The organism is Bacillus sp. LBA3-1-1.1, from assembly GCF_040676495.1.
Lineage (GTDB): Bacteria > Bacillota > Bacilli > Bacillales > Bacillaceae_G > Bacillus_A > Bacillus_A nitratireducens.
This window is the reverse complement of the sequence record NZ_JBEGIB010000002.1, coordinates 103,840-117,457: the sequence shown is the minus strand read 5'-3', so window position 1 is coordinate 117,457 and position 13,618 is coordinate 103,840. Positions and strand designations below refer to the sequence as shown.

Annotated in this window: 16 protein-coding genes and 1 other annotated feature; of the genes, 9 read left to right on the top strand and 7 right to left on the bottom strand. The window is 34.6% G+C overall.

Translation table 11 applies throughout. The features are described 5' to 3' along the window. Nucleotides 1-53: 53 nt before the first annotated feature. From MRBLBA3_RS03855 to MRBLBA3_RS03840, 4 genes are all read right to left on the bottom strand, one after another. On the bottom strand, nucleotides 54-1,496 hold the full coding sequence (locus MRBLBA3_RS03855; protein WP_363379819.1) for a sensor histidine kinase: 1,443 nt from the start codon (nucleotides 1,494-1,496) through the stop codon (nucleotides 54-56). Then, on the bottom strand, nucleotides 1,474-2,139 hold the full coding sequence (locus MRBLBA3_RS03850) for a response regulator transcription factor (RefSeq protein WP_000148841.1): 666 nt from the start codon (nucleotides 2,137-2,139) through the stop codon (nucleotides 1,474-1,476). The genes MRBLBA3_RS03855 and MRBLBA3_RS03850 overlap by 23 nt, the downstream gene beginning before the upstream one ends. A 359-nt stretch (nucleotides 2,140-2,498) precedes the next feature. Further along, nucleotides 2,499-2,960, bottom strand: coding sequence for a L,D-transpeptidase (locus MRBLBA3_RS03845; protein WP_000735646.1), 462 nt, complete (start codon nucleotides 2,958-2,960; stop codon nucleotides 2,499-2,501). Between the two features lie 29 nt (nucleotides 2,961-2,989). Continuing rightward, complete coding sequence (locus MRBLBA3_RS03840; RefSeq protein ID WP_328022395.1) at nucleotides 2,990-3,433, bottom strand: DUF3978 family protein; 444 nt, start codon at nucleotides 3,431-3,433, stop codon at nucleotides 2,990-2,992. Nucleotides 3,434-3,847: 414 nt separating this feature from the next. Between MRBLBA3_RS03840 and MRBLBA3_RS03835 the strand changes: the two genes are divergently transcribed. Continuing rightward, nucleotides 3,848-4,462, top strand: coding sequence for a DedA family protein (locus tag MRBLBA3_RS03835; RefSeq protein WP_000455363.1), 615 nt, complete (start codon nucleotides 3,848-3,850; stop codon nucleotides 4,460-4,462). 42 nt (nucleotides 4,463-4,504) lie between these two features. Here the strand turns inward: MRBLBA3_RS03835 and MRBLBA3_RS03830 are convergent, their stop codons facing one another. After that, nucleotides 4,505-5,197: a hypothetical protein gene (locus MRBLBA3_RS03830; protein ID WP_363379817.1), complete on the bottom strand. Its 693-nt coding sequence runs from the start codon at nucleotides 5,195-5,197 to the stop codon at nucleotides 4,505-4,507. 263 nt (nucleotides 5,198-5,460) lie between these two features. Here MRBLBA3_RS03830 and MRBLBA3_RS03825 point away from each other — a divergent pair, with 263 nt between their 5' ends. The 4 genes from MRBLBA3_RS03825 (at nucleotide 5,461) to MRBLBA3_RS03810 (ending at nucleotide 7,712) form a co-directional block, all read left to right on the top strand. Continuing rightward, nucleotides 5,461-5,682, top strand: a complete 222-nt coding sequence (locus tag MRBLBA3_RS03825) for a helix-turn-helix transcriptional regulator (RefSeq protein ID WP_000776149.1) — start codon at nucleotides 5,461-5,463, stop codon at nucleotides 5,680-5,682. Continuing rightward, nucleotides 5,666-6,379 (top strand): DUF3169 family protein, encoded by a 714-nt coding sequence (locus tag MRBLBA3_RS03820; protein ID WP_363379815.1) that lies wholly within the window; start codon nucleotides 5,666-5,668, stop codon nucleotides 6,377-6,379. The genes MRBLBA3_RS03825 and MRBLBA3_RS03820 overlap by 17 nt, the downstream gene beginning before the upstream one ends. A gap of 13 nt (nucleotides 6,380-6,392) precedes the next feature. Beyond that, a complete protein-coding gene (locus MRBLBA3_RS03815; protein ID WP_363379892.1) occupies nucleotides 6,393-7,475 on the top strand; it encodes a M50 family metallopeptidase in 1,083 nt (360 codons plus the stop codon). 96 nt (nucleotides 7,476-7,571) lie between these two features. Then, nucleotides 7,572-7,712, top strand: a complete 141-nt coding sequence (locus MRBLBA3_RS03810; RefSeq protein ID WP_000404198.1) for a DUF3985 family protein — start codon at nucleotides 7,572-7,574, stop codon at nucleotides 7,710-7,712. Between the two features lie 50 nt (nucleotides 7,713-7,762). Here the strand turns inward: MRBLBA3_RS03810 and MRBLBA3_RS03805 are convergent, their stop codons facing one another. Both MRBLBA3_RS03805 and MRBLBA3_RS03800 read right to left on the bottom strand, forming a co-directional pair. Continuing rightward, a complete protein-coding gene (locus tag MRBLBA3_RS03805) occupies nucleotides 7,763-8,149 on the bottom strand; it encodes a DUF3938 domain-containing protein (protein ID WP_212088439.1) in 387 nt (128 codons plus the stop codon). Nucleotides 8,150-8,491: 342 nt separating this feature from the next. Beyond that, nucleotides 8,492-9,385, bottom strand: coding sequence for a YitT family protein (locus MRBLBA3_RS03800; RefSeq protein WP_000530031.1), 894 nt, complete (start codon nucleotides 9,383-9,385; stop codon nucleotides 8,492-8,494). 274 nt (nucleotides 9,386-9,659) lie between these two features. On the opposite strand from MRBLBA3_RS03800, the gene MRBLBA3_RS03795 reads away from it, so the two are divergent. The 4 genes from MRBLBA3_RS03795 to MRBLBA3_RS03780 all read left to right on the top strand — a co-directional run bounded on the left by MRBLBA3_RS03795 (nucleotide 9,660) and on the right by MRBLBA3_RS03780 (nucleotide 13,608). Further along, on the top strand, nucleotides 9,660-9,944 hold the full coding sequence (locus MRBLBA3_RS03795; protein ID WP_000394940.1) for a hypothetical protein: 285 nt from the start codon (nucleotides 9,660-9,662) through the stop codon (nucleotides 9,942-9,944). A gap of 28 nt (nucleotides 9,945-9,972) precedes the next feature. Beyond that, nucleotides 9,973-10,755: a membrane protein insertase YidC gene (locus MRBLBA3_RS03790; protein ID WP_000920515.1), complete on the top strand. Its 783-nt coding sequence runs from the start codon at nucleotides 9,973-9,975 to the stop codon at nucleotides 10,753-10,755. A gap of 129 nt (nucleotides 10,756-10,884) precedes the next feature. Continuing rightward, nucleotides 10,885-11,700, top strand: a complete 816-nt coding sequence (locus MRBLBA3_RS03785; protein WP_363379812.1) for a hypothetical protein — start codon at nucleotides 10,885-10,887, stop codon at nucleotides 11,698-11,700. A 292-nt stretch (nucleotides 11,701-11,992) separates the two neighbouring features. Beyond that, nucleotides 11,993-12,229: a binding site (T-box leader), on the top strand. A gap of 65 nt (nucleotides 12,230-12,294) precedes the next feature. Beyond that, nucleotides 12,295-13,608: an APC family permease gene (locus MRBLBA3_RS03780; RefSeq protein ID WP_363379810.1), complete on the top strand. Its 1,314-nt coding sequence runs from the start codon at nucleotides 12,295-12,297 to the stop codon at nucleotides 13,606-13,608. Nucleotides 13,609-13,618: the final 10 nt, after the last annotated feature.

The following is a 13,618-nucleotide window of genomic DNA, read 5'->3' as shown; positions in this document are numbered from 1 at the left end:
ATTCCGCCACTCATACGAAGTATGAGTTTGGGTTATGAAATTATAGTAGTAGTTTACATTGCTTTTGGAAAGACAATTGAGCATTTTACACCTTGAGGTGTGTTTTGTATTCCATAAGGAAACTGATGTTTATCTAGTATTTGTTTTACAATATATAATCCAAGACCGCTACCTTGTACTAAACCATTGTTTCCAGAATTAGCGCGATAGAAAGGCTCAAATAGATGAGCGAGTTTGTCCTCATCTATTTGTGAACCTGTATTTAAAACCTCTAATGCGTAACCGTTCGGTTTTTCATAAAGCTTTATATATATATACTGATGATCGATTGTATAGTGAATTGCATTTGAAATAATATTAAAAATAGCAGTTTGAATAAATTTAGGATCAGCTAAAATTGTTACATCTTGTTTAATGTTAGATTGAACAGTTAATTGCTTTACAGATATAAAATAATCTACTTTCCTCATAACGTCCTCAATGATGTTAGATAGTGAAATAACTTCTATATTCGGTTTGAATTGAGGATTTTGTATTTTGGATAATTCTGACATCTTTTCCATTAGTACGTTAATATCTTGCATCATCTCATAGGATCGTTTTAGATATTTGTCTCTATCTTGGTATGCACCGATTCCGTGAATCATGCCATCTAGTTGTCCCATAACGGCTGCGATAGGTGTTTTTAATTCATGGGATACCATAGACATAAATTCTTTACGAGATTGTTCTAATTGTTGTTCTTTCTTGAGCTCATTTCGTAAATCTTTATTTGTTTCGTGTAGATTCCTCACAATAGTTGGGACTTGTGAAGCCGCTACTTGCAAATTGAAATCTGTTTGATCTGTATTTTTGTTAGGTGATTGTTTATCTGAAAAGTCCAGATTTATAATATCTTTTAAAGTATCACTTATATATTGAAAAGGTTTGGCAATTAGTTTGGCATAAATTAAAGAACCGAGCAGAGATAATGCAAGCATTGTTGCACCAATATTTGGAGCTAAGTGTTGCAAGGCATCTGCTAAACTTGGACTATCATGTGTTTCATTTGTTTTCTTTTCTGCATTTTGTGTATGTAAGGAAGTAGTGTTAGCGGCCGTTTGTTCCGCTTTAGTATGTGATTCAGTTTTGTTACTTTCCCCCGAAAGATTTGCTGCATTTTCTTTTGCAGTTGCAGCTTGGCTAGGTTGCAAAAGATGATTAATAGCTGTAGAGAGTGTTTTGAAATCTATAATAGATGACTGGAAATTTGAGATGCTACCCTCTGAAACAACTTTATTTTCTTCTCTATTATTTTGTTCATTTTTCGTAACTGAATCCGCATGTTCCACAGTTTGAATTTCATGGTTTTGCGCATAACGCTCTTTATCATAGTTTAAAGCTAGAAAATAAATAATTTGATACAGGCAAAGTGATAAAAGAACACAAAACAATAAGGTTTTGATGAAAATATTTTTGGTGATGTTATCCTTGCTATGCTTCGATTTTGTAGCCAATGCCTTTCACCGTTTTAATATAAGGGATCCCCAATTTTTTTCTTAAATTTTTAATATGTGTATCTATAACTCTTACATCACCATAATGTTCATAGCCCCATACCTTATTTAACAAATCACTTCTTGATAATACTTTTCCTCGATTTTGTAACAAAGTATATATAATCTCAAATTCTTTAGTTGTTAGTTCAATTTGATTGCCATGAACATAAGCCGCATATGCTGTAGAATTTAACATCAATTCATGGAATTGTAGTATAGTTGCAGTTTCGGTTTCCTTCGTTGTTGTTCTTCTTAATACAGCTTCTACACGTTTAATAAATACCGTGTAATGGAACGGTTTCGTAATATAGTCATCAACGCCCAACTCAAACCCTTTAATTTCACTTTCTTCATTATGTAAGCCTGTTAACATAATGATTGGTACATCAGACTGTCCTCGCATAATTTTACAAATACTATAACCATCTATATCTGGTAACATTACATCAAGGAGGACAAGGTCGTATGAATTTTTTTGGAAAAGAAGAATTCCTTCCGTTCCAGCGCCAACCACATCAACGGTAAAATTTTGGGCAGTTAAAAATTCACGAATAAGTTCTTGTATATCTGGGTTGTCTTCAATCACCAGTATATGCGTCATAGTAACACCTCCTAAATAACGCTTTTTACTGCAATATTCGAATTCTTCATTTTTGGATGACTCAGGTTATATATATAATAAGCCCCCGCTATAAAGTAATCATAAAAGTAGCAAGGGGAATTGTTTATTGGAACTGAATATTTCAGAATCACAGTAGTTCTATTATAGTGTGTAATGTAAAAGTTATAAAACATTATAACTGTTTAATTTTAATATCCATGCGTATCGATGTTTCGATACTATTTAGTGCAGTATACTTTCATTATATATGCAAGTATAGTTGTTTCGCTACTGTAAATGAATATATAAAATAAGCCAAGATATAAAATTCTTGGCTACATGTAAATCTGGTTCATATGTTATTTTACAGTGACAGTGGCACGATCGTGGATACGTTCAAATAACCAATGTATATCATTGTTATACATGCGAATACAGCCAAGTGTTGTAGCTTTACCAATCGCTTGATTATTGTTAGTGCCGTGAATTGCATACGTTGTTCCGTATGTTCCTGCCATATTTAATCCGAGCCAACGATCACCGAGTGGATTACGTGGATCGCCGCCTTTAATATGTCCTTTATAATAAGGACGGTTTTTAATTTTGTTTACCACTTGAAAAGTACCTTTCGGTGTAGGCGTTGCAACTTTGCCAGTAGCGACAGAGAAGCTTTTTATAAACTTTCCATTTTGATAGAAATCCATTTTATTTAATTTCGTGTCAACGATAAGCTGTTCGTTAGTTGAAGCTGCTTCTGCAGACATATATGGAACAGTTAAAAAACCTAACGATAACATTATAGTTACTAGTAATTTTTTCATTATATTCTCCTTTTACTATTTTAGTAGTGTTATATACATCGAATTTGTAATCCGCGTAATGCTTGATGTACGTTTTCATTTAGTGATTCAAAAAAATTGGCGATTTTTGCATTATATTTGTTATTTTTATCAATAAGTAATCTTTCATTTAGTAGAAGCTCGCCGTATAGCCCAAAGCTCTGTACTTGAATGTTCATTTCATCTTCTGTTTCAGAAATGATAGGTAAGAAATAATGAAAGGCTTTAGTTGGAATGATATAACTTTTTCCAATCATGCCTTCGTGATTAGAATTAATCCATTTTTTCGTGACAATCTTAATATTCTTTCTAGAAATGATAAAGGATAGCGTTGTAGATTTTGTTAAACTTACGTCAAATTCATTTGTTTTACATATGTGTAAGTTAAAAATCGTTTCATTTGGATGAGATTCAATATTGGTATTAATAAAATCGTGCATTTTATAAGCTTCCATTCCTATTCTCCCTTTTTTCATTTTCAGAAAGCGATTTATATTTATTAAATTTAATGTTTAGGTAATATGGTAGTAAAAGTATTCAACAAATTCCGATATAATCTTACAATACGTATATGAAGCTAATATGAAGTTAGTATGAGTTTGTTATGGTTTTTTATAGAGAACAAAATGAGGCGATTTCCGAGTGTTAAAAACTGGATAAATTTTGTATATTAATGTCCCTATCCAGTGTAATAGATAGGTGTCATCTCGTTTCAAGGCGATAATTTATATAATTAAATAAAGAACAGAAACGTTAGTGTGAGCCTTACAAAAATGTAATAAAAATGTAAGCTATTGTGATAGTTATTTCGACAATTTTTTTATACAATATATAGTAAGAAGTTGTACGTGATTGAAAGGAGAGATGACATGGAATGGGTTCATGAATTATTTCAGCAATACGGGTATTATGTAGTGCTTGTAGGCTTGCTGTTAGAATATATTGCGCTTCCGTTTCCGGGAGAGCCAACATTAGCATATGCGGGATTTTTAGCACAGAAGGGTGATCTAAGCTTACCTATTTTAATTATCCTATCCTTTATTGGGACAAGTGTAGGAATGACGATTCAATACTTTTTAGGGAATAAGCTTGGTATGCCTTTTGTTCAAAAGTATGGGAAGTATGTATTTTTAACACAAAGAAAAATTGATTTAACGAGAATGTGGTTTGATAAATACGGATATTTCCTTATCTTTATCGGTTTCTTCATTCCTGGAGTACGTCATTTTACAGGATACTTTGCAGGTATCATTAACTTACCGTTTCGCCGTTTTGCGATTACAATTTATTCAGGTGCTTTATTCTGGGTATCATTCTTCTTAATCGGTGGCTACTGGTTAGGTGGTAACTTACATGATATTTTCGGATTATTGGAAGATCATATCGGCAAAATCATTTTCGGAGCTATTGTCATTGTAGCAATTACGTTAAGTGTTCGTTTCCGCAAGCAATTAAAACGAGTATTTTTACAAAACGCAAGTTAATATGGAATCCATTCTATGTCAGATTTTAGAAAAGGCAGTGCTTTAGGGCACTGCCTTTTTTATTTTCCAGTTTGTTTTTATTTTTCCTTCGATACCGTAACCGGTCACTACTATATAATATGTTCCCGTTTTACTAGGGGAAAGTTCATACGTATCGTCGTTTAGTTCGGAAAGGGGTTCATATTTATTAAATTCACTAGAAAAGTAAGTGCTATAACCTTGATAGGCGCTATTTTCAGTAATAAGGAAGTTTACGTTAACTTCAAGTGTTTCTCCCTTTTTTACATAAACGGGTATTTTATGTGTGCCGTTAAAAAACGAGAATTCCGCTTCGAATGCATTTTTTGTACTGTGCTCAACCCAGTTTTCTTTTTTTGTAAAATCAATAGAGCATATTACGATGAATAAAATAGGAATGATAATAGCGGTCGCATATCGAAACCATTTTGATTTATTTGCTATACATGTACATAAATAAAAGAAAAGTGAACAAATTGCTCCTACAGATCCTATTATGAGAGTTAGGATAATATCTCCCCCATTGTATATATGCAATGGAAGAAAGAATAAGTAACCAGATAGAATATAAAGCAAAACTTTTCTTGGCGTGCTATTATGTTTTGAACTTAATTTGTCAATTACAAGCGAGCATAAAATCGCGTAGAAGAAAAGAAGGTAAAACCAAAAATTACATAAAAATCCAGTTAAGTATGCGGAAGTTTTAAAGAAGTTCATATCACTTCCTATAAAGAAAAATAATAAAAAAGAAAAAAAGAGAGAACAGGCCGCTGAAAATTTAATAAGAGCGCAAGGAAAGACCATTCTTTTATCCATGAGACACCTCAATTATGTAGTTCTTAAAAATTATTATATACGTTATATCTAGTATAATATATATGTATTTTTGACATGTATCTACGTCAAAATGACAATGATAATTGACATTTAACAGGATATCATTTACAATTCTAATTAAATAAAAGAAAAAGAGGTAAAATATGAAGCTTCAAAATCGGGTGAGAGAATTTCGAGCAAAGCATCGTTTATCACAAGGTGAGTTAGGTAAAGCGATTGGCTCATCACGGCAAACCATTAGTTTAATTGAGCGTGGGGATTATGCGCCATCTATTGTGTTATCGCTAAAAATCGCACAAATTTTTGGAGCGCCGGTGGAGGAGATATTTATGTTAGTGGAGGGGGAAGATGGAGATGGGGAGTAAGGGGAATGGGAAAATGACGGCTATATTGAAGTTGTTAGTAGGAGCAATTTTTGGTGGGTTTATAGGGTATGTAGTAGGGGATATTGCAACAGAGGGAACTAGTAAAATATCTCCTGTTATTAGCGTTGTTATGATGAGTGTATTTGGCGTAGCTATTATATATTATATTTGGAAGCGTACAAGAGCGCTCGCACAAACGAAAGATGAAGAAGAAAATGTTAAGGGACGAAGATTAGGGATAGCGCTTATTTATTTTCGAGTAATGGAAATTGTTATTCCATCATGGTTTGTTTGCTCGATTATTTCTTTTTATCGAACGTATACAGGTGAGGGAAGCTTGTTCTTTGTTAGTGTAAGTATTGTGGTATCTACAGTGTGCTTTATTGCTATAACTTGGTTAGGATCTGTAATGAGGAAAAGGTATAACGCTTTATATCCAGAACAGAGTGTTACGTATTCTCAGTCAATGGAAATGTGGGCAAAGAATGCAGATGAAGGGCAAAAGCAAATTGTTCAGGAAGCGGGATATAAGGCATATCAATATACAAATATGACACTTGCTTGTGCGTGGTTGGCGGCGATTGCGTATGCAATTTTAGATGGAAAAGACTTCTTTATGGTCATTATGATTTCGTTCGTTTGGGTATTACATGTTGGAACATATATGTACGAAATGCATAAAAAAATGATTTATTAAGGGGAGAAAAATGGTGGACATTTTAAGAAGACCTGCTTTTTCAATGTTCGTTGCTTTCGTTTGCTCCGCTTTATATGGGCTTATTCGAATAGAAAAAGTACAGCAAATTATAGAAATATGGGCCTTTTTCGGGATTGCATTGCTAGTGTTAGCTATTCATGAATTAGGGCATGTAATATTCGGTTTGGTGGGTGGTTTGAAATTTAAGTTTATGACAGTAGGACCTATTACTGTTCAAAAAGAAAAGGGGAAAATACGAATTCGAGAAAATAAAATATGGATGTATGTTGGTGGCGTTGCAATGTTAGTGCCGCCTTCCCCCCCCACACCGAACCTTTCAAAAAAATGGGCCTGGATGACTTTAAGCGGACCATTAACGAGTTTAGTATTTGGTATTGTATCAGGTTACATATATATGGTGAGTTATTACCACATGCTTTTATACTTTTCTGTGTTACATCTTGCAATCTTTGTCGTCACAGCAATTCCAATAAAGGGAACGCTATTAAGTGATGGTATGCAATTTCTCATTTTAATTAAAGATGATGAAAGGGCTAGAGAGCATTTATACAACATTCAAGTATCGAGTGAATTATTAAGTTACAAAAGGCCGAAAGATTGGGATGAGAGATTAGTAGAAATTAGTGAAGAAAAAATAAAAGAGGATAAAGATATAAGAAACATAATGAGTGGGCTTATGCTCGTCTTTTTCGCTCGCTCAGATCAAGAGGGACTGGAAAAAGGGATATCGTATTTAGAACGAACTGTACAATTACCTGTGACGAAAGAAAATAAATATTTTGTCGGTAGTTTTCATAGTTGGTATCTTTTATATAGGGTACTTTATCAGAAGGAAAATCTTTACTTGCAAGAAGCGAAGAATCATGCAAAGACAATTACAAGGCTGGACTTACATGGGTATTACCGCGCACAAGGAATTATCAAATATTTAGAGCAAGACATGGAAGCATGCCATATTTATATGAAGAAAGCAGACAAAGAGTTGAAGACCGCTGAGAAGAGTGAAATGGGATATTTACAATTAGAAAGAGTGTGGTTGGAGCAGTTGAAGGAGAGGGTATCTTACGATGGGTGAGGTATCCTCTTTTCTGTATGTAATCTTATGCCGTTCCGTAAAAAGCTTAGGGCGAGTAAAATGAGGTAAGAAGAGCAAAGTCTGGAGGAGTTATATATGGAAATTTTAGCGATTATTTTGCTCGTCTTACTTATTTATGTAATTTTTAAAGTGGCATATGTAGCAGTAAAGATACTCGCAATCCTATTAATTATCTTTTTAATTGTAGAGTTCGGCAGTAAGCTGCTTGGGGGATAGGGTATGTGAGCAAGATAGCAAACAAAAAAGCTGGAAGAATATCTTCCAGCTTAAGAGTTGCTTTCAATTTGTTGACCATTCTCTTCTTCGTGATCTTGTAATAGGTTGAATACATCTGCTAGGCAGAATGCAATGAACCAAGTCCAAAGACCGTGGAAGAAAGCTGAGCTTAATTGAAGTGGTAATGTATAGTTTGTCATTGAGTAGGAAATACATCCGCCAACGATTCCGATCATTGTTAATAACATTGTTTTTTGAGCATTTTCTTCTGGATTGAAGAGGAAGTAAATGTATCCGCCTAAAATTGAAGCGCTTACAAGGGTTTCGATTCCATTAAAAATGATATTCTCTCCAAGCTGAGTGTTTGTCCAGAAGCAAATCGCACCGCCGATAATGGCAAACAGGACAGCTATTGTGTATCGTATATATTGATTCATATGTTCATCTCCCTATGTAATAAGATGATTTGGAAGTCAAAAAGGTAGGTATAGTATATTGAAGTGGATTTTATTTGTACGCATCTTTTTATAAAAAGATCAGTGAAGAATAACTAAGATGATCGGTTTTTTTTAACCGTTACGTGTATGGTGTCTGAAATATACCCGACTTCTCGTTTCTTTTTGCTTGTAAAAAGAAGAGAAACTTCCAAGTCTATATACTCTTTTTTTGTAAGTCTACTTTTATTATAACATATTTAGCGCCACAATAATAGAATTATCTGATTTTGTAATAAGTGTAAAAAATAAAAAGCGCAAGGAATTGTAGTTCCTTGCGCTTTTTTATATACGTTTGAAACGGCCGACAATTTCAACTGTTTCAGTAATGTTCATAAATGCTTTATTATCCACTTGGCGGATAATACGTTTCATTTCGCCCAACTCGTAGCGAGTTACGACAGTGTAAATCATTTTTTTCTTATGGTTTGTATAGCCGCCGACAGCATCTACCATTGTCACCCCGCGTATGCCGTGATGTAATAGTGAGCTTTTTATTTCCTCACCTTTTTCTGTAATTGTCATTATCGTTAATTTAATATGTTTTGTATGCACGGCATCAATTACTTTGCTGACTACAAACCGACTAATTAACGTATAAAGTGTAATATCCCATCCGAAAATAAATCCTGCTGCAACAAGTAAGATTAAGTTGAATCCAAAGATGATTGCTCCAATTGAAACATCGCGATGTTTCGCTACAATCAATCCAACAACATCAAAACCACCTGTTGAAGAAGCAAATCGGAATATGATTCCTGAGGCAGCACCGCAGATGACACCACCGAATACAGAAGACAGTAAAATATCGTCTGAAACTTGGTGTACTGGGATAATGTTCATCGCTAAAGATGATACAGCCACAAAGTATGCTGTTAAAAAGGTTGTCTTCTTACCTAAGTAAAAGTGACTTAAAATAAGAAGCGGAATGTTTAGTAAAAAGATAAGTGCTCCGATATTGTAGTGCATTAAATAACCGATAATCATCCCTACACCAGCGAATCCACCGCTAATCATATTATGCGGGATAAAAAACATATTCATAGAAATTGCATACAAAATAGAAGCTATAAAAATAACAACTAACTGTATGATAAATTCTAAATGAAATGTTTTAGCTGCTGGGAAGGATAAAAAGGCGGTGTCGGGAACGTAATCGGCGTCTCCTAGTTGACCCATAGTATGTTTCATCTCCATATTCATTTTTGATTACAAGAAGAGAATAAAGCTTTTTTCAAAAACTGGCAATAGTTTTATTATAATGCAAAAATTTTATAAATTTCTAACAAATTAAACCTATTCAAAGATACGTGTGAATATACTAAAGAAAGCGAATACATTGGTTTTCTAGCATAATTTTTTGAGAAAATATGCAAAAAAACTTTTGAGAACAAAAGGAAATAGAGAATGTTTGCTGAATATGCTAAAATGACTTTATTAAGGATGTGAAGCGATGGAATTTTTATTGCAGGATGCAATTCTATATATATCGTTTGTAACGACAGCGCTTTGTGTATTAGAAGTCTTTTTTCTTGCTAATGTGTCTCGTTTCGTACGTCAGCAAGCATCGAGCGGTAGACAGAGAGCTTTTAAACTAGTTGATACGTGTGAAGAGGGTATAGGAAATGTACCGCTTTTCTCTATTTTTTATAAATATGGAATGATTCGTTCTGTCCGTAGACAAGAATCGAGCGGAGAGAGTGACGAGGTAGGTCCGTATACACCAATGTTTCGCTAATTAATTACGAAACATTGGAGGAATGAACATGTTAAAATCATACCGAGCTGCGCTCATTAGTTTATCATTATTACTTGTTTTTGTTTTATCCGGCTGCAGTAATGCAGGCACAATCGATTCACATAGTACGGGAATTTGGAACCATTATTTCGTATATCCAATCTCGTTTATGATTCAATTTGTTGCTCATCATATACCTGGTGGAAGTTTCGGGATTGCTATCATTGTTATTACGCTAGTTGTTCGTTCAGCGATGATTCCATTAGCTGTTTCGCAATATCGCAGTCAAATGAAAATGAAAAAGATGCAACCTGAATTACAGAAGCTGAAAAAGAAACACGGTGATGTGAGTAAAGATCTTGAAAAACAAAAACAGTATCAAAAAGAAATGTCAGAACTAATGAAATCAGGCGGTTGGAATCCGTTAGCTGGGTGCTGGCCAATCTTTATACAAATGCCGATTTTCTCTGCTTTGTATTATGCGATTAGCCGAACTGAAGAGATTCGTACATCTTCATTTTTATGGGTGAACCTAGGACATGCAGATCCATATCATATATTACCGATTATCGCAGCGTTAACAACATTTATTCAAATGAAGGTGTTCCAATCAAATATAACGCCTGGAGAGCAAGTACAGATGCTAAAAATACAGCAAATTATGATGCCTGCAATGATTCTATTTATGGGATTTGCGGCGCCATCAGGACTTGTGCTGTATTGGATTACAGGTAATTTATTTACAATGACACAAACAATTGTGCTAAGAAAAGTAATGGAACGTGAAGAAGTACAATTACAAAATGCATAGAGAAACACCGCTCATGATGAGCGGTGTTTTTTATTTACATCGTTAAGGAAATTTTAAGAAACCAACATTACTATTGGCATTGTATACGAAAGTGTACATGCTTTAGAAATATGAAGGAGGAAATTTCCTATGAAGAAGAAAACAGTTGGGTATTTAGCAATTGCAGGTGCTTTATCATTTGGAATTATAGGAGGAGTGGGTATACCAGCATTTGCGGCAACGAATACTCCGGCGGCTGAGCAACCTACAAAAACGGCGAAGAAGGATTTAGATGACGCTACAAAACAAAAAGTAAAAACGATTATGGATGATACAAAGAAACAGTTAGAGGAGCTAGGTGTAAAGCTTCCAGAGAAAGAAAAACGTAAAGATATGTTTGCGGGATTAGATGATCAGGCGAAAGAAAAAGCGAAATCGATTTTAGAGCAAGAGAAATCTGGGAAATTAACACGTGAGCAAGCAAAAGAGGAATTAACAAAACTAGGTGTGAAATTCCCAGAGAAGGGTAAGCATAAGGAAATGTTCGCGAACCTAGATGAAGCGACGAAAGAAAAAGCGAAGTCGATTTTAGAACAAGAAAAGTCCGGAACATTAACACGTGAGCAAGTGAAAGAGAAATTGAAAGAGTTGGGAGTAAATCTTCCAGAGAAGGGTAAGCGTAAAGATATGCTTGCTGACTTAGATGATCAGGCGAAAGAAAAAGCAAAGACTATTTTTGAACAAGAAAAGTCAGGGAAATTAACACATGAGCAAGCAAAAGAAGAATTAACAAAGCTAGGTGTAAAACTTCCAGAGAAAGAGAAGCATGAAGACATCTTTACTGGATTAGATGAGGCAACAAAAGAAAAAGCGAAAGCAATTTTAGAAAATGAAAAGAAACAATTAGAGGAATTGAATGTTGATTTACCGCACCATAAGTTTTTTATGAAAAAAGAAGATAAATAATTGAACTATGTCGTATCTTTCGTGTGGGCAACCGAAAGGTACGTATGCGAGGAGGCTGTCTTTGGAACAGCCTCCTTTTAGTATTTAGAGTGCGTGCTATCGTTGTCCTTTTTGTCGAATTATCGATATAATTTCATTTACGATCTTATGGCGTTCGTGGAAGAGGAGTTTAGAGAAATAAAGCAGCTTCTGTTATAATATAAGAAGAGAAATATTTCTTATGTTATATAAAAAATATATTGATTTTTTCTAACAATTCAATATAATGGGAAATAACTACAAAATTCGACATCAAGAAGTGATGATGAGGACATGATCAATTTTTTACGATTCTCAGAGAGGGAAGCCTTTGGCTGTGAGCTTCCTAATACGGGAAAATCGATTACCCCCTCTGAACTGCAGCAGTGAACGGATATCTAGTAATTGCTTGCCGGCAAAAACCGTTATTTATACTTGAGAAATTGGTGAAGTGTGTCACTTTGCGAATTGAAACAAGGGTGGAACCACGAATACAACACTCGTCCCTTTTTTAGGGAGGAGTGTTTTTTTATTTCATTTTTGCATCACACTAGAATTGGAAGGAGGATACGCAGCATGCATCATGATGAGAAAAACAAAATTGGTTTAACAGTGGCACTTTCTATCGTAGTAGGAACTATTATTGGGTCTGGTGTGTTTATGAAACCAGGGAGCGTATTAGATTACTCAGGGAGTTCTAATATGGCTATTTGGGCTTGGATAATTGGTGGTCTGTTGACGTTAGCAAGTGGTTTAACAGTAGCCGAAATTGGAGCGCAGATTCCGAAAAATGGTGGGTTGTATACGTATTTAGAGGAGATTTACGGAAGCTTTTGGGGGTATTTATCTGGCTGGATGCAAACGATTGTATATGGTCCAGCTATTATTGGAACGTTAGGTTTGTACTTTAGTTCTTTAATGATTAATTTTTTCTATTTAGATAAAGTCTGGAATTTACCAATTGCAATTGGAACAGTTGTGTTCCTAGGCGTTATAAATAGTATGGGAACAAAATATGGAGGCATCGTTCAAACCGTTACGACAGTTGGGAAGATGATTCCAATTATATTAATTGTTGTGTTAGGGTTTTGGAAAGGGAATAGTGATATCTTCAACGTAGTTGTACCGATATCAGAAAATCAAAGTATCGGGATGGCAATTTTGGCAACTTTATTTGCTTATGATGGTTGGATTTTACTCGCTTCTATTGGCGGAGAAATGAAGAACCCAACAAAATTATTACCGAAGGCAATGACAGTTGGGATTTTAATTGTAACAGCTGCTTACGTATTAATTAACTTAGCGTTATTAAATGTATTACCAGCAGCGAAAATTGTAGATCTTGGAGAAAATGCAACAGCGACAGCTGCGGGCATGTTACTTGGAGAATATGGCGGGAAAATTATTAGTATCGGTATTATCATTTCTATTTTCGGCTGTTTAAATGGAAAGATCTTAACATTCCCACGTATTCCGATGTCGATGGCAGAGCGTGGACACCTTCCGTTTTCTAAGTTTATTGCAAAGGAAAGCCCAAGATTTAAAACACCAGCGAATGCGATTACTGTTGAAATCATATTAGGAATTATTTTAATGCTTATTAGTGATCCGAATAAGCTATCTGAGATTTCCGTATTCATTATTTATATTTTCTACGTAATGACGTTTATTGGTGTCTTCATTTTAAGAAGACGTAACAAGGATAAAGAGCGTGCATATAGTGTACCGTTATTCCCGATTGTACCAATCGTTGCAATTTTAGGGTCATCGTTTGTACTTGGAAGTGCGATTATTAACGATCCGGTAAGTTGTTTCTTATCGATTGGAATGGTATTTACTGGACTTCCGGTGTATTGGTATTTAAATAAGAGGAACAAAACTGAAGTGTAATGATTGAAGG